The organism is Enterobacter cloacae complex sp. P13B, assembly GCF_014895915.1.
Classification (GTDB): Bacteria; Pseudomonadota; Gammaproteobacteria; order Enterobacterales; family Enterobacteriaceae; genus Enterobacter; species Enterobacter bugandensis.
Window position 1 is genome coordinate 4,726 of the sequence record NZ_JADBQN010000024.1, and the last position, 15,759, is coordinate 20,484.

The 15,759-nt window shown below is 57.7% G+C and carries 12 protein-coding genes and 1 pseudogene; 4 read left to right on the forward strand and 9 right to left on the reverse strand.

The annotated features are described in order from the left end of the window. From mtnN to IM273_RS11635, 3 genes are all read left to right on the forward strand, one after another. Positions 1 to 542: 5'-methylthioadenosine/S-adenosylhomocysteine nucleosidase (gene mtnN, locus IM273_RS11625; RefSeq protein ID WP_226857941.1), on the forward strand; the 542-nt coding region annotated here is incomplete at its 5' end. Next, a complete protein-coding gene (gene btuF / locus IM273_RS11630; RefSeq protein WP_193050462.1) occupies positions 535 to 1,335 on the forward strand; it encodes a vitamin B12 ABC transporter substrate-binding protein BtuF in 801 nt (266 codons plus the stop codon). The genes mtnN and btuF, both read left to right, overlap by 8 nt. Positions 1,336 to 1,356: 21 nt before the next feature. After that, positions 1,357 to 1,980: a TRIC cation channel family protein gene (locus IM273_RS11635; RefSeq protein WP_028015568.1), complete on the forward strand. Its 624-nt coding sequence runs from the start codon at positions 1,357 to 1,359 to the stop codon at positions 1,978 to 1,980. A gap of 58 nt (positions 1,981 to 2,038) precedes the next feature. Here the strand turns inward: IM273_RS11635 and erpA are convergent, their stop codons facing one another. Together erpA and clcA are read right to left on the reverse strand one after the other, a co-directional pair. After that, complete coding sequence (gene erpA / locus IM273_RS11640; RefSeq protein ID WP_008501923.1) at positions 2,039 to 2,383, reverse strand: iron-sulfur cluster insertion protein ErpA; 345 nt, start codon at positions 2,381 to 2,383, stop codon at positions 2,039 to 2,041. Between the two features lie 79 nt (positions 2,384 to 2,462). Next, a complete protein-coding gene (clcA, locus tag IM273_RS11645; RefSeq protein ID WP_041911200.1) occupies positions 2,463 to 3,863 on the reverse strand; it encodes a H(+)/Cl(-) exchange transporter ClcA in 1,401 nt (466 codons plus the stop codon). Between the two features lie 177 nt (positions 3,864 to 4,040). Here clcA and hemL point away from each other — a divergent pair, with 177 nt between their 5' ends. Next, positions 4,041 to 5,321: a glutamate-1-semialdehyde 2,1-aminomutase gene (hemL, locus tag IM273_RS11650; RefSeq protein WP_193050460.1), complete on the forward strand. Its 1,281-nt coding sequence runs from the start codon at positions 4,041 to 4,043 to the stop codon at positions 5,319 to 5,321. A gap of 84 nt (positions 5,322 to 5,405) precedes the next feature. Here hemL and fhuB read toward each other — a convergent pair whose 3' ends face one another. From fhuB to IM273_RS11685, 7 genes and pseudogenes are all read right to left on the reverse strand, one after another. Then, entirely contained in the window at positions 5,406 to 7,388 is a 1,983-nt protein-coding gene (gene fhuB / locus IM273_RS11655; RefSeq protein WP_047367358.1) for a Fe(3+)-hydroxamate ABC transporter permease FhuB, read from the reverse strand. Then, positions 7,385 to 8,275 carry a Fe(3+)-hydroxamate ABC transporter substrate-binding protein FhuD gene (gene fhuD, locus IM273_RS11660; RefSeq protein ID WP_193050458.1) on the reverse strand — a complete coding sequence of 297 codons (891 nt, stop codon included), beginning with the start codon at positions 8,273 to 8,275 and terminating at the stop codon, positions 7,385 to 7,387. Before fhuD ends, fhuB begins: the two co-directional genes overlap by 4 nt. Continuing rightward, complete coding sequence (gene fhuC, locus IM273_RS11665) at positions 8,275 to 9,072, reverse strand: Fe3+-hydroxamate ABC transporter ATP-binding protein FhuC (RefSeq protein WP_028015563.1); 798 nt, start codon at positions 9,070 to 9,072, stop codon at positions 8,275 to 8,277. The genes fhuD and fhuC overlap by 1 nt, the downstream gene beginning before the upstream one ends. 50 nt (positions 9,073 to 9,122) lie before the next feature. Then, positions 9,123 to 11,378: a ferrichrome porin FhuA gene (fhuA, locus tag IM273_RS11670; RefSeq protein WP_045259489.1), complete on the reverse strand. Its 2,256-nt coding sequence runs from the start codon at positions 11,376 to 11,378 to the stop codon at positions 9,123 to 9,125. Positions 11,379 to 11,579: 201 nt separating this feature from the next. Beyond that, positions 11,580 to 12,584 carry a fimbrial protein gene (locus tag IM273_RS11675; protein ID WP_193050456.1) on the reverse strand — a complete coding sequence of 335 codons (1,005 nt, stop codon included), beginning with the start codon at positions 12,582 to 12,584 and terminating at the stop codon, positions 11,580 to 11,582. 8 nt (positions 12,585 to 12,592) lie between these two features. Then, positions 12,593 to 15,072 (reverse strand): annotated as a pseudogene (locus IM273_RS11680) (fimbria/pilus outer membrane usher protein). Positions 15,073 to 15,091: 19 nt separating this feature from the next. Next, positions 15,092 to 15,759, reverse strand: a 668-nt coding sequence (locus IM273_RS11685) for a molecular chaperone (protein ID WP_226857943.1), incomplete at its 5' end; no start/stop codon positions are given.

Below are 15,759 nucleotides of genomic sequence, written 5' to 3' on the forward strand. Positions count from 1 at the left end.
TGGCTGCTGCGCTGGGTGCGACCCTGCTGCTTGAGCGCTGCAAGCCGGACGTCATCATTAACACGGGCTCGGCGGGCGGTCTGGCACCGACGCTGAAAGTGGGCGATATCGTTGTCTCCGACGAAGCGCGTTACCACGATGCTGACGTCACCGCGTTCGGCTACGAATACGGCCAGCTTCCGGGGTGCCCGGCAGGGTTTAAAGCTGACGATAAACTGATTGCGGCGGCTGAAGCCTGCATAGCTGAGCTCAATCTCAACGCGGTACGCGGCCTGATTGTCAGCGGTGATGCGTTCATCAATGGCTCCGTCGGCCTGGCGAAAATCCGTCATAACTTCCCGCAGGCGGTTGCCGTAGAGATGGAAGCGACCGCGATTGCGCACGTTTGCCACAATTTCAGCGTACCGTTCGTGGTGGTTCGCGCCATCTCTGACGTGGCAGACCAGCAGTCTCACATCAGCTTCGACGAGTTCCTGGCCGTTGCGGCAAAACAGTCCACCGTGATGGTGGAACGCCTGGTGCAGAACCTGGCGCGTGGCTAAACGGTCTATCAGGGCGCTGGCCGCCCTGCTGCTGCTTGCACCGGCGTGGCTGTTCGCCGCGCCGCGTGTGATTACCCTTTCTCCCGCTAATACCGAACTGGCGTTTGCCGCCGGGATCACCCCCGTTGGCGTCAGCAGCTTTTCAGATTACCCCCCACAGGCGGCCGGCATTGAGCAAGTGGCCACCTGGCAAGGGATGAACCTTGAGCGCATTGTGGCGCTTAAGCCGGATCTCGTGCTGGCCTGGCGCGGCGGTAACGCCGAGCGGCAGGTTAACCAGCTCACCTCGCTTGGCATCAAGGTCATGTGGGTTGACGCGGTAAGTATTGAGCAGGTCGCTCAGGCTCTGCGCGCCCTGGCCCCTTATAGTCCTGCGCCTCAAAAAGCCGAGAGTGCGGCGAACCAGATGCTCAGCGACTATGCTGCGCTGAAAGCCCAATACGATACGCCTGTTAAAAAGCGCATCTTCCTGCAGTTCGGCAGCCAGCCGCTGTTTACCACCGGAAAAGGCTCGATTCAGAACCAGGTGCTGGAAGTGTGCGGCGGTGAAAATATCTTTGCTGCCAGCCGGGTACCGTGGCCTCAGGTGAGCCGTGAGCAGGTGCTGGCGCGCCAGCCGCAGGCCATCGTCGTGGTCGGAAATGCGGGCGAGATTCCTAAAATTAAACAATTCTGGCAGAGCCAGCTAAAAATTCCGGTGATCCCACTCAACGGTGACTGGTTTGAACGCGCCAGCCCGCGTATTATCCTCGCCGCAAAACAGCTCTGTGCCGCCCTGGCAGAGGGTCATTAACATACGTTCGAGGATTTAACGATGCTCGTTTATTGGCTGGATATTCTTGGTACAGCCGTTTTTGCTATCTCCGGCGTCCTGCTCGCCGGAAAACTACGCATGGATCCGTTTGGCGTGCTGGTGCTTGGCGTGGTGACCGCCGTTGGCGGCGGGACAATCCGCGATATGGCGCTGGCAAATGGCCCGGTGTTTTGGGTGAAAGATCCTACCGATCTTGTGGTCGCCATGGTCACCTGTCTGTTGACCATTGTGCTGGTTCGCCAGCCCCGCCGATTACCCAAATGGATATTGCCGGTGCTGGATGCCGTCGGTCTGGCCGTGTTTGTCGGTATTGGCGTCAATAAGGCGTTTAATGCGGGCACCGGCCCGATGGTGGCGATCTGCATGGGCGTGTTAACCGGCGTGGGCGGCGGCATCATTCGCGACATTCTGGCGCGTGAGGTGCCAATGATCCTGCGTACTGAAATTTACGCAACGGCCTGTATTGCGGGCGGCATTGTCCACGCGACCGCGTACTACACGTTTGCACTGCCGCTGGAAAACGCCGCGATGCTGGGGATGGTCGTGACGCTGGTGATACGTTTAGCGGCGATACGCTGGCACCTGAAGCTGCCGACGTTTGCGCTGGATGAAACTTCAAGATAGGCGTCGTTTATAAGCCCGGTGGCGCTTCGCTTACCGGGCCTACAATCCGCATTCAGGCTTAAATGCTGAACGAAGAACCACACCCGCAGGTGCTTGTTGCGTTCGGGTTGGTCACCACAAAACGCGAACCTTCCAGACCTTCGGTGTAATCCACCGAACCGCCCACCAGATACTGCAGGCTCATCGGGTCAACTACCAGCGCGACGCCTTGCTTCTCGATGGTCATATCGCCGTCGTTCACCTGATCGTCAAAGGTAAAACCGTACTGGAAGCCGCTGCAGCCGCCACCGGTAATATAGACACGCAGTTTCAGATCCGGATTGTCTTCGTCGGCAATCAGGGTTTTCACTTTGTTGGCTGCTGCTTCGGTAAACTCCAGCGGCACAGCTACGTCATCACTCATCTTATGCTCCCATGAATACTGCTATTGGGTAAAATTCACCCAATTCTTTTCGTCATTATCTAATACCCTGGTAATTCATTCAAGTATTCTGCGTGGCGGCCCGCTCCGCCTCTTGTTTTGCCAGGGTACGCGCGAGGATGGTGGAGTATAGCGGTTTTCCACCCAGGAATTGGGCTAATAGTGTCGCGCCGAGACAGGTAATGATCATTGGCAAAATGAGCTGGTAATTATCCGTCATCTCCAGCACCAGCACGATGCCGGTTAACGGCGCGCGCAGGGATGCGGCCAGCAGCGCCCCCATTCCGGCCACTGCAAAGGTGCCGGCGTCCAGGTGGTAAGCGGGGAAACCTGCCTCAGCCGCCATACCAAACGCGGTGCCGAGCAGCGTTCCCAGCGCCAGCATCGGGGCAAAAATCCCGCCGGGCGCGCCGGAGGAGAAGCACAGTACCGTCGTAATGACCCTGGAGAAAAACATAAACAGCAGCAAACCCACGCTGAAATTCCCGGCTGCGGCAATGGGAATCAGCCCGAAACCGCCGCCCGCGGCATTCGGTTCGATAAAGCCGAGCACGCCACAAATGCCGCCCAGCAGGCCGCCCATCAGCACCCATTTCGTGGTATTGCCGCCGTGAACGCGCTGGAACATATCCTGAGCGCGTAAGATAAAGGTGTTAAACAGCGGGCCCACCACACCAAAAATCATGCCGAGGATCAGGTATAGCCACAGGGTGTTAACCGGTGCGTTGGTCAGTTTACCGACTTCAATCACCGCCCCTTCGCCATTAAAGATGCGAAAGACGATGCTCGACATAATGACGCCGGTGAACACCGCTTTAATGGAGATCAGGTTGTAGCGGAACTGCGCGCGCATCTCTTCGATGATGAACAAAATACCGGCCAGCGGCGCGTTAAACGCCGCAGAAAGCCCCGCCGCTGCACCGGTGGCCAGCAGCGTATGGCGCGCCTCGGCGCTGCGCATGCGGAACAGATCGCCCACCATGCGGCCGACGTTCCCCCCAAGCTGCACCGTTGGCCCTTCCCGGCCGAGCACCATCCCTGCGCCCAGCGTCCCCATGCCGCCAATAAACTTAACCGGGATCACCCGCCACCAGCGCACCGGGCGCAGCTCCTCCAGCGCGCCTTCAATTTCCGGGATGCCAGACCCGCCCGCCTCCGGGGCGAATTTACGCACCAGAAAATACCCCACCATGGCAAACAGCGCAGACAGGCCGAATGCCGCTACCCAGACCAGCCATTCGCGATCGGCAAAACCGGCTACGGTACCCACTCGCCAGTTGAGTACGGCATTAACCGCTTTTTCAAACGCCACGCCAACCAGCCCTGCAAGGGTACCCACCACCGCAGCAGCAAGCAGGATCGCCAGCGGCGTTTTATCGCGATTAAGCAGCCGCCGAATGCTGATTCGGTGCTGGGCGCGCGTAAACTGTTGTTCTTCAAAAGACGGGGAATCTGATTTCATGTCCTGTTCTTATTCGTCATACAAAAAGCCGCGAAGATTTTACCAGAGACCTTCCCTGCGACGCCTGAAAAATACTTAACAAATCTTAAAGCATTAACAGGCTAAAAATTTCATAACCTTCTGCGGATCACTTAGAATAGTGTGCTTAATCATTTTATACGAACCAGGAACGACGCCATGAGCAAGTCTGAAAACCTCTACAGTGCAGCCCGCGAGCTAATCCCCGGTGGCGTGAACTCGCCAGTACGCGCCTTTACAGGCGTGGGCGGCACGCCGCTGTTTATTGAACGTGCTGACGGCGCGTATCTGTATGATGTCGATGGCAAAGCCTATATCGATTACGTCGGTTCCTGGGGGCCGATGGTTCTCGGACATAACCATCCCGCCATTCGTAACGCGGTCATCGAAGCCGCGCAGCGCGGCCTGAGCTTCGGTGCGCCGACCGAGATGGAAGTGAAAATGGCGGAGCTGGTTACCGAACTGGTGCCGACCATGGACATGGTGCGTATGGTGAACTCCGGTACCGAAGCCACCATGAGTGCCATCCGTCTGGCGCGCGGCTTTACCGGTCGCGACAAAATCATCAAATTCGAAGGCTGCTACCACGGCCATGCGGACTGCCTGCTGGTGAAAGCGGGCTCCGGCGCGCTGACCCTCGGCCAGCCAAACTCGCCTGGCGTACCTGCTGATTTCGCGAAACACACCCTGACCTGCACCTACAACGATCTGAACACCGTTCGCGCGGCGTTCGAGCAGTATCCGCAGGAGATCGCCTGCATTATCGTTGAACCGGTTGCGGGCAATATGAACTGCATCCCGCCGCAGCCTGACTTCCTGCCGGGCCTGCGCGCGCTGTGCGATGAGTTCGGCGCGCTGCTGATCATCGATGAAGTGATGACCGGCTTCCGCGTGGCACTGGCGGGCGCCCAGTCTTATTATGAGGTTGAGCCGGACCTGACCTGCCTCGGCAAAATCATCGGCGGCGGCATGCCGGTCGGTGCTTTCGGCGGTCGTAAGGACGTGATGGAAGCCCTGGCACCAACCGGCCCGGTTTACCAGGCGGGCACTCTCTCCGGTAACCCAATTGCCATGGCTGCAGGCTTCGCCTGTCTGACCGAAGTGGCGCAGCCGGGTATTCATAAAACCCTGACGGACCGTACCACGCAGCTGGCAAACGGTCTGCTGGAAGCCGCAGAAGAAGCGGGAATTCCGCTGGTTGTTAACCACGTGGGCGGCATGTTCGGGATTTTCTTCACCGATGCGAAAACCGTGACCCGCTATCAGGACGTGGTGAAGTGCGACGTTGAGCGTTTCAAGCGCTTCTTCCACCTGATGCTGGAAGAAGGCGTGTACCTGGCACCGTCCGCGTTCGAAGCGGGCTTTATGTCCGTGGCGCACAGCGAAGAAGATATCAATAACACCATCGACGCGGCGCGTAAGGTGTTTGCGAAGCTTTAAGGGCATTGCCGGGTGGCGATAACGCTTACCCGGCCTACGATGTTCTCCCTCTCCCCGTGGGAGAGGGTATCAGGCCGCACCTGACTACCGACTCTGCTTTCTCAACAGATAGATAAAGTAAGGCGCACCGATAAAGGTCGACAACAGGCCCGCCGGGATCTGATACGGGAACAGCACCATCCTTCCACACCAGTCGGCAAACACCAGAATGACCCCGCCCGTCAGGGCCGACATCACAATATGTGGCATCGTCCGTCGGAAACCCATCATTCTGGCGATATGCGGCGCCATCAACCCTACAAAGCTTAGTGGACCGATGGTCATGGTGGCGGTTGCAGTCAGACACGCCGCCAGCAGAAGAAGCGCGACGCGCGTTGGCGTCAGCGCTAAGCCAACCGCACGCGCGGTTTCGCCCCCCAGCGGCAGAATGGTCATCCAGCGACGGCACAGCGGTACCATCGCCAGCAGCACGATCATAACGCTCCCTGACCAGGCAACCTGGCTGGCGGTGGCGTTGTACGTTGAGCCGGAAATCCAGGTCAGGATCTTCGCCATGCGCGGATCGCCGCTCGCCTGCAGCATCATCAGCAGCATAGTAAAGGCGGTGCTGAGCGCCATACCGGCCAGCAGCATGCGGTGCGGAGAAAATCCGCCGCGGCCAGAGGCAACCAGAATAATCATCAGCGTGGCCGCAGCACCGATACTCCCGGCAGGCATCAGCCAGCCAAACGCATTGCCCGGCACCAGGAAGAGCATCAGCACCACGCCAAAGGCCGCGCCGGAGCTGATCCCCAGCACTTCAGGGCTTGCCATCGGGTTACCGGTCAGACGCTGAATAATACAGCCCGCCACCGCCAGCATCACCCCGGCAATCAGCGCGGAGAGAATACGCGGCCAGCGCCACTGCAGCAGTTCGTTGAGTAAGTCACCCGTTGCCCAGTGCCAGCCTGCGGCATCGCGCCCAAACGCGAGGGCGGCAAACGAGGCGATAAGCAACACCGCCAGACCGGCAAGGCTGAACCACAGCACCGACTGACGTTCAGCGTAGACCTTATCGCCCGCGTCCATCGCTGGGGCGCTGATGCTGCGCAGACGCGGGAGCAGCCACAGCAGCAGCGGCGCCCCAATAAGCGCCGTTGCCGACCCGGTAGACACTTCCATCCAGACGCGCGCCAGCCAGAGAATGATCTGATCGGAAAGCCAGAGGATCAGCGCCCCGATCAGCGGCGCCAGCAGCAGACGTGCCAGAAGGCGACGCGCCCCGAGCATTTTCGCCAGCAGCGGCGCAAAGAGGCCGATAAACCCGATGATGCCAACCGCGTTAACCAGCAGAGCGCTTAACACAATCGCCAGCGTGAGCGCCGCCAGACGAGCCAGCGACAGCGCCAGCCCCAGGTTGCGCGCCACGCCATCATCCAGCCCCATTAGAGTGAGCGGGCGCAGCAGCAGCAGCGTGAGCACCACGCCGCCAAACAATTGTGGCCACAGGCGCTGGACGATACTCCAGTCGGTCTGGGTGAGCGTGCCGGTGCTCCACATAAACATGCTTTGCAGCTGGTCGTGGTGAAACAGCACCAGCAGCTGGTTGATCGCGCCGCAGTAGAGGCTGACGACCAGCCCGGCGAGGATCAGCGTGACCGGCGAGAGACGTTTTCCCCAGGCCACGCCAAAGACCAGCGCGCCCACGACGCAGGCACCTGCCAGCGCGGCAAACTGCGAGGTTAATGCCCCCGGCAGCGTCCAGAGGGTGGTGATGGTGATCCCCAGCTGTGCCCCCGTCGCCACGCCCAGCGTGGTTGGCTCCGCCAGCGGGTTACGCAGCACCTGCTGGAACAGCACGCCCACCAGCCCCAGCCCCGCCCCGACCAGCAGGGAGATGCTAAGACGCGGCAGCAGGCTGTAGTGGAACAACATCTGCTGAATATTGTCGATATCCGGGGCGGCAAACGCGGCCGCCCACTGCTCGCGCGGCAGTGCCGTGGAGAGGTTGAACCCGGTTAGCGCCAGCGCCGCCAGAAAAATCAGCCCCAGCAGCAGCGCCGGGAAACGGGCAATACGCGTACTCATGCTTTGCCCCCCATCACGTTGTCCAGCACGCGGGCAAAGTGCATTGCCGACAGCGTCGCGCCGTAAAACCATACCGCAGGGGCGCGCAGGAAGCGCTGCTCGCGCACGAACGGCATCGCCTGCCAGAGCGGGGTCGCCATCAGGATTTGCATTTCACGCTCGTTGCCGTGGTCAAAGCACAGCACGTCGACGTCGCGAAACGCCGCCAGGCGGTCGATGCCCACGGCGGTGCTTCCCCAGAACGTCATCTCGCCTTCCCAGGCGTTGCGAATGCCGAAGTTGTCGAGCACTTCCTGGAACAGGCAGTTCTTTCCAAAGACCAGCATATGGCGGGCATCCAGCAGCGTCACCATCAGCAAAGGCCGATCGCCACGGCGGGCAAAGCGCGGCTTAAGAGACTCAATCAGCGCGTCAAACTCATCGAGATGCTGTTTTGCTTCCGCTTCCCGGTTGAGGAACTGGGCCATCTCGTGGATAGAATTTTTTGCCATGGTCAGCGGCTTTTTACCGTCGCTAAAGGAAAAGCCTCGTCCCGGCGCAATCTTCGCCATGATCTCTTCCGACGGGCCATACCCCGCAGACCAGAACAAATAAGACGGTTTCATCTGCGTGAGAAGCTCAAGGTTTGGCTCCGTGCGTAGACCGATGTCGATGACCGAGTCTGGCAGTTTTGGCTCATTCACCCACAGGGTGTAGTTGGGAATGTCGGCCACGCCGTAGGGCGTGATACCCAGGGCCATCATCAGCTCGACGGGTAACCACTCCAGCGCCACGATGCGGTGCGGATCGATAGCGGCGGCGCGGGCCGGGGCCATCTTCAACAGCAGCGGCGAGAGCGCCATGGCCGTCAGCAGGCGACGGCGGCTAATGTATATTGAATCCAGCATCAGTAGACAAAGCTCACGGGAGCTGCCCCGGCCGGGTGAGGCAGAATACCCATTGGAATACCGTAAATATGTTCCAGCGTTTCGCTGCGCATCAGCTCAGACGGCGTGCCCTGAGCGATCATTTCACCGCCGCGCAGCGCGACGAGGTAGTCACAGTAGCGCGCCGCCATGTTGATATCGTGCAGGACAGCGATCACCGTCAGGCCGCGCTGCTGGCTTAAGCGATGCACCAGCGCCAGCACGTCGACCTGATGGGCGATATCCAGCGCAGAGGTCGGTTCATCCAGCAGCAGGCAGCGGCTGTCCTGCGCCACCAGCATCGCAATCCACGCCCGCTGACGTTCACCGCCGGACAGACTATCCACCAGGCGATGCGCCAGCGGTTTTAGCCCTACCAGCGCAATCGCCTCCTCTACTTTCTCCCGGTCGGCGACGCCGAAGCGGCCAAGCGCCCCGTGCCACGGATAGCGGCCAATCGCTACCAGTTCACGCACCGTCATCCCTTCCGCCTGCGGCAGCTGCTGCGGCAAGTAGGCCACCTTGCGGGCAAAGGCTTTACTGCTCCAGCCCTCCAGCGGCCGATCGTCCAGCAGAATATCCCCTTCAGAAGGTGGCTGGTGGCGTCCCAGCATCTTGAGCAGCGTGGATTTACCGGAACCGTTGTGGCCAATCAGGCCCGTCACTTTACCGGCAGGGAACGTCAGAGAGAGCGGATGCAGCAGGGTGCGCCCGGGTACGCGAAAGGAGAGATTATTGAGCGTAAAGGTGGTGTCGGATTGCGTTTTATTATCCTGCATGTCAGCCAACTTAAATAAAAAGGGCACGGCGAACCGTGCCCATAAAGAGGTTAGAAGCGGAAGGTCGCGGTGGCGACAACCTGGCGTTCAGCACCCCAGAAGCAACCGTAGGTGTTGAAGCAGCTGGCAACGTACTCACGATCGAACAGGTTGTTCACGTGAAGCGCGACGTTTGATCCGGCCATGCCTACACGCGCCAGATCGTATCTGACCAGTGCATCAACCAGTGTATAGCTTCCAACAGTAAAGCTATTCGCCGGGTCACCTTTGCTGGAGCCGGTATAACGCACACCGGTACCCAGCGTCAGGCCAGAAAGTGGGCCGTCAAACATCGTGTAATCACCCCACAGGGATGCCATATGTTTTGGCACCTGCGCCGGCGTGTTGCCTTTGTAGTTGGTGTCGGTGGTGTATTCCGCATCGGTATAGGTATAAGAACCGACAACGTTCACGCTGGCAGATAACGCCGCTTTGGCTTCCAGCTCTACGCCACGGGCGCGGATCTCGCCGCCTTCAACGGAGAAGGGTGAGCCAGTTGGGTCAGCCATCAGGTTGTTGGTTTTGGTCAGCTGATACACTGCACCGGTGATCACGATCGGACGATCGTTAGGCACGTATTTCACGCCCGCTTCGTACTGTTTGCCTTTAGACGGTGAGAATGGTTTACCTTGAGCGTCGGTCAGGGAAGCCGGTTCAAAGGATTCGCTGTAGCTGAAATAAGGAGTTACCCCGTTGTCGAACAGGTAGTTAACGCCGCCACGCCAGGTGAACTGAGTATCATCACGCTTGGCGGTGGTATTTAATACGCGGTTGTAGGACTCCTGATCGGCCCAATCGTAACGGCCGCCCAGTGTCACCAGCACTTTATCCCATTCGATCTGATCCTGAGCGTAAACGCCGGTCTGCTTCTGCTTGTTCAGCACCTGGTAAGCACCAGACGGTCCAGGGTGTGAACCGAAATCGAAATCGCCACGATCGAGATCGTAAATATCGGATGGCGCAACGGAGCCGGCATAGCCGAACCAGGAGTTAATGTCATTACGCATGCGCATGAAATCAACGCCTGTCAACAGAGTATGGTCGAGAGCCCCCGTCGCGAACTTGCTCTGAAGCTGCGTATCAACGGTGAAGTTTTGCAGCTTCTCGTCATCGATCACATACTGGCGAGTCAGCGTATGCCCCCATTGTGACTGAGGAATGCTCGCGCAAGGGCTGGATGCCGGATTACTCGAATAGAGCGGATCGGAACACATGCCGTAGCCGTATACGCTGTTTTGCGAGGTTTTGTTCTCGGCAAAGCGCAGATTCTGACGTACGGTGAAAGTATCGTTGAATTCATGGTCGAAGCTGTATCCCACCATTTTCTGGTTACGGGAATACGTGTTGTTCTTTGCGCCTTCATTGAAGTTAGTCGGCAGACGATCGCCGTTTGGCAGCGGGTCAACCGTCCCCTCTTTTGGCAGCCAGCCGTAGTAGCCCGTTTCAGGCTCGTTCTGGAAGTAGGAGAGGAACGTGAAGGTGGTTTTGTCATCCGGACGCCAGGAGAAGGATGGCGCGATGGCATAACGCTGCTCGCCCTTATCTTCCTGCTGCGAATTGTTCGAGCGTGCAACGCCCGTCAGACGGTATGAATAGACACCGTCATCGTCGATCGCATCGCTGAAGTCAAAGCCGGTCTGGAACAGGCTGTCGGTACCCACTTTAAACTGGATCTCTTTCAGCGGCTCGGTTGTTGGGCGCTTACTTACCATGTTCAGCAGGCCGCCCGGGCTGCTTTTACCGTACAGAACGGAAACCGGACCGCGCATGATTTCAGCGCGCTCCAGCATATAAGGGTCTATCACCGCGTCGTTATAGAAGTTGCCCTGCATCTTCATACCGTCGAGGTAGTTGTTCTGGCTCTGGCCATCGGCCGCGAAACCGCGAATAACCAGGTAGTCGTAAGTATTGGACGCACCGCGGGTACCCACCGCAACGCCCGGCGTGTAGCTCAGGGCTTCTTTCACCGAACGTGGCTGATGCAGCGCCATCTCTTCGGCCGTCACCACAGAAATAGACTGTGGAACCTTTTGAATTGGGGTGTCTGTTTTGGTACCGGTCGCAGATTGGCGAGCGGCGATAGTCGCAGCAGGTCCCCAGGCACTTTCCTGTGCAGCAGGTGCAGCGGTAACGGTAATAGTATCTTCTTTTTTCGGGGTTTCGGCAGCGTGAGCAAATGCAGACATGCCGGCAACCGCTGTGGCTACGACAACCGCGACTTTACGCAGCGACGTGTTAATTGGCTGAGCAGTATTGGAAAGCGCCATGTTTATCTCTGATGGAAAAGTGAATGATAACGTAAACGAGAATTATTATTATGACCGCAGAATAATATGCGAAACGCTGGTTGCATAGCAAGCAGTAAGCGGCCCTACAAGATTTAAGGGTTTAAGAATTAACCAGATGAAAAGAGAGGGTTAACGAAGTTAGTGAAATGATCCTTAGCCCGCCAGAGCGGGCAGGATGAATCAACGGTAAAAGAGCTCGAACGTCGCGACAGAATCGACTTTGCCGGCTTTTATCTCCCCCGTCCTGACGTAGCGAGCCTTGAGTGGGATCTCGACAGGAACGTTGTCCTGCGCGCCAGTTATCGCCGTATAGTTCCGATCGAACTGCAGCACCGTATCATTCTGGTCAAGGATCTGAATGCCGACGCCTTCAGCGGCGGAATCTCCGGAGGCGATCCCCAAAATATTGCCGTTCGTGACGCCCGTTGAACCCGCGCTGGTAAACTGATAATCCACCTTTGTGTCTGCCGCGCAGTCGGTGATCTCAATCTTAAAGCTGTCGTCCGTGAGGATGTCAGAGTATTGGCCGCTAAAGTCCTGGGTATTGACCGTTTTCAGCGGCACATAGATGTTGCGATCGACCAGGTTACAGGTATTTGTGGTGATGCGAATAGTGGTGGGAGAGAAGCGCATTTCACCGATCGGCGCGTTGCCCAGGATATCCATTGAGGTTAACCGTGAGGTATCAAGATCGCCCTCCTGGATAGCGCCCGTGACGACCAGCTGGGCAGCGGCGCGAAATACAGATGTACTTTGCGAATAACCGTGGATCGATCCCAGAAATTGCATGGGCCGGACTAAATCCTGTTCAGTGTAACCGGGAAGCCGTTCGGTCGACGACGCCGCGCGGATGCCAATACCCGGCACGTTAGTCTGATAGACCCCGCTCATCACACCTTCGCGCGCATCCGCATCCGTGAGGTACAAATACCCACGTCGAATTTGCGCGTCACCGCTACAATCCACCGTCACCGCTTTACTCTCGACGCTGGCGTCATAAAGCACGGTGCCGACGGGCGTGTCGGGGGCGACAATAATGACCGGGGGAAGCTGAAACGTCACCACGGCATCCGCGTCAGCGCTGCCGTTGAAGGTACAATCTGCCCGGGCTGAATGGCAAAATGCCCCTGCCAGCACGAGCAGTACCGGTGGCAGGAATGTGTTAACGATACGTCGTAGATTCATGAGATACCTCAGTTAAGGCAGTTGACCGTGGCTTTCACGATCCCTGCCGGGCTGTGCGAGGGAAGATCCAGCGTCCCGTGACACTGCCGATCGCGCTCTTCTCCCCACTGCACGCTAAACGTTGTTTTGCCGGACAGCCCGGTCAGATAAACCTCACCGTCATCACCCACGATGGCCGTGGTGTTGTCCAGCGCCACCAGGGCACCAAACGGCACGGGCTTACCCGCGTAGAGCAAAGTCACCAGCGCGCGTCGGCCCACGCGCGCGTCGAACGTGGCCGGCACTGCCGCCCCTTTCGTCGGCACGAGATCCTGCGTTGCAGCGTCGATATCAATATCTTCCCGATCCTGCGTATTCACGGTGATGACGTTGTGCCGGTAGGCCGTCAGAGAAGGAACAATCGCGTTACCAAAACGGTCCGTCGTGATGCCACGCCCGTTTTGTACTTTGACGTTATCACCATCTTTAATGTGCACAATGGCGAATGCGTCGCGTACGGGCTGCCCCAGCGTCACGCCATGCTCGTGGGCCACAATCGATCCCTGAGCGCTGTAGTTCCATTGCCGGTTATCGCCACCGTAGCTGTACCCCATGCCGACCTCGCCGGAAGCCCCCGGTAACGACCGGAGAGGCTGCCGCCGTAGCCCGTATTCTGATTGGCATAGCTCTGCTGAAGGTTGTAGCTCAGCTTATTGTCCTCCAGCGCGGTACCGCCGAGCCCGACCTGATGCGAGACAAATCCGCCACTGGAGGTATTAGCACTGTAGGTTGCCCAGGAATTCGGCAGCCACTTTGATAACGGAATGTTGACCGTCAACGCCATTTGCCGGTCGGTATCGGCATCTGGCGTGCGGGTCAGGTTGTAGCTTATCGACCAGGTGATGTCGCGCCAGCTGGAGCTGAACCCCGCGCTGACGCTGCGCTCATGGCCGTCCATATCCCAGTAGTCCTGCTGATAGCCGTTAAGATAGGCCGAGCCCCAGTCAGAAACCCGCTGGGAAAGGTTGAGCTGCATGCGGCTACGGCGGTTATTAGTTCTGCGGTAGGTATAAATGCCGTCATCGATTTCGCTGTCACGCTGATCGATAGCTTCCTGAAAGGTATAGAACCCCGATGTGGAGTAGCGATAGCTGGCAAGCGTGACGGTCGTATCCGTGTCAGGAATATCTTTTGAATACTGCGCCCGCCAGGATAAACCGCTGGCATCGTCACGCCCGTCATTAAACGCGGTACGCGCGGCGGTGAGATCGACAGAGGCAGAGCCGAAATGCCCCAGATCGGCACCGAGCCCCAGCAGCAGCGCGTGATACAGTGATGAACCCAGCGCGCCGGTATACGCCGTGACGCCGTAAGGCAGACCATAGATGGCTGTGCCTTGCGCAAAGGTGGGTTCGTCTTCACCTTCATTACCGCGATAGCGCCCTGCGGCCAGCGAATACTTAAAGCCGCCTTCCCGCTGTAACACCGGCACCGACGCGCTGGCCTGGATGAAGCTATGCTCGCTGCCGTCCGCCTCTTCGACAGTCACTTCCAGATCGGCTCCGGATGTTACCTGGCTTAAATCGCGGATCTCAAACGGCCCCGGCGAGACGTTTGTCTGATAGATGGTGTAGCCGTTTTGCTTGATAGTGACTTTCGCATCGCTATTGGCAATACCGCGCACGACGGGCGCAAAGCCCTGCTGACTAACAGGCAGCATAGAAGTATCCGTTTCCAGCTTCACGCCGGTCATCTGGACGCTGTCAAAAAGTTCACCATTGGTATATGTCTGACCAATCTCAAGCTGGCTTTTCAGCGTTTTGATGTCGCGTTGTAACGTGCTGGCAATGCCCTCCCAGCCGGAAGCGTCGCTCCAGGTGCTGTTATTCCGCAGCCGCCACGCCCCAAGGTTAATCCCCGACTCCAGGCCAAGCCAGGTCGAAGAGGTTTTGCCCGAACTGTAGTGCTGCTGAGAACCGCTGAGTTGATAGCTTGTCCAGGCGGCAGGCGCGCCGTCATCCCAGAATTTTGGATGTATCGCGCCAGCGGCAGCATGGTCGCGGTACGCCTGCGGGATGACCAGCTTCAGGGTCTGGTCATCCTGATTGTATTCGTAACGGGCATTTTCAATGAAATGAGAGATATCGCGGACATAAGCGCCGTCATCCAGATCTTTTAAGTCCGGGATCGTGTCGACTTTCACGCCGTAATCGCGCAGATCCGCTTTCGTCAGCTCCGGCAGCAGGTGCTGTTTATCGTCAGACAGCACGAAAGCGATGGGACGTTTATCCACTACATCCCGATCCCACATAACAGTCGTAAGGTAGCTTCCGGCAAGTAGCCCGTTATCGTTAATGAAGTTTTTTAATGTAGAGGTATTTTCGAGGGGCGTATCCAGCTCAAGGATCCGCAGGTTAAATTCGTCATCAGCACTTGCAGGCTGGATCGCGGCGAGCAGCGTCAGCGCGATCCCGTACAGTACCTGTTTGTGAAGCAGAGATGACGACATAAAATACCAACATGATGATTTAAAGAGCCTGCTTGCGCTGCGGGGTTTGCCCACCGAAATCATTGATTGCTGTCCAGGTCACCGCGCCCTTTGCTGAATTCGGTAACGCGAAACGCTGCTCGCTGAACGGAGCCACCATCATTGAAATGGCGCCTGGCGTGGTTTTGGTCTCTTTCACCGGAACACTTTTCCCACCAACGGCCAGCTCGCCAAACGAGACGTAAAACGGTGTCGGGTTGTTTGCAATTAGCGTGTCGCCCTGACGCTTGAATGTGATTTTTGCGTAGGCTTCCAGGGCATCGCTTTCCTTCAGCTGAGCCGGACGCCAGAAAAGCTTCAGGCGCGTTTTCATCGCAAATTGCAGCGTGTTTTTCTCTTTCAGCTCCGGCGAGAGTGCCGATACGGATTTAACGTTTGCCAGAAACAGAGATTCCCGGTCTACGGGCAGGTTTTTTTTATCGCCGGTAAAAATAACGTGCAAAAGGGTTTGACGATTTTCCTGCAATTTGTAAACAGGAGGAGTAATAATAAATGGCGCTTTCGCATCATTGGGGTAACTTACCCAGCTTTGCACCAGATAACGTGTATGCGGATCTTTATTTTTAAGTGCTATCTGAACTTCTGTTTTATTCGATGGATAAATAATTCGCGTACCACCGAGAACAACACTTGCCTGTACTGAACAGC

What these genes read in the sequence shown, in the direction of transcription:
- IM273_RS11635 (WP_028015568.1), top strand. Translation starts at nt 1,357, where the DNA reads ATGCTCGTTTATTGGCTGGATATTCTTGGTACAGCCGTTTTTGCTATC.
- erpA (WP_008501923.1), bottom strand. Translation starts at nt 2,383, where the DNA reads ATGAGTGATGACGTAGCTGTGCCGCTGGAGTTTACCGAAGCAGCAGCC.
- clcA (WP_041911200.1), bottom strand. Translation starts at nt 3,863, where the DNA reads ATGAAATCAGATTCCCCGTCTTTTGAAGAACAACAGTTTACGCGCGCC.
- hemL (WP_193050460.1), top strand. Translation starts at nt 4,041, where the DNA reads ATGAGCAAGTCTGAAAACCTCTACAGTGCAGCCCGCGAGCTAATCCCC.
- fhuB (WP_047367358.1), bottom strand. Translation starts at nt 7,388, where the DNA reads ATGAGTACGCGTATTGCCCGTTTCCCGGCGCTGCTGCTGGGGCTGATT.
- fhuD (WP_193050458.1), bottom strand. Translation starts at nt 8,275, where the DNA reads ATGCTGGATTCAATATACATTAGCCGCCGTCGCCTGCTGACGGCCATG.
- fhuC (WP_028015563.1), bottom strand. Translation starts at nt 9,072, where the DNA reads ATGCAGGATAATAAAACGCAATCCGACACCACCTTTACGCTCAATAAT.
- fhuA (WP_045259489.1), bottom strand. Translation starts at nt 11,378, where the DNA reads ATGGCGCTTTCCAATACTGCTCAGCCAATTAACACGTCGCTGCGTAAA.
- IM273_RS11675 (WP_193050456.1), bottom strand. Translation starts at nt 12,584, where the DNA reads ATGAATCTACGACGTATCGTTAACACATTCCTGCCACCGGTACTGCTC.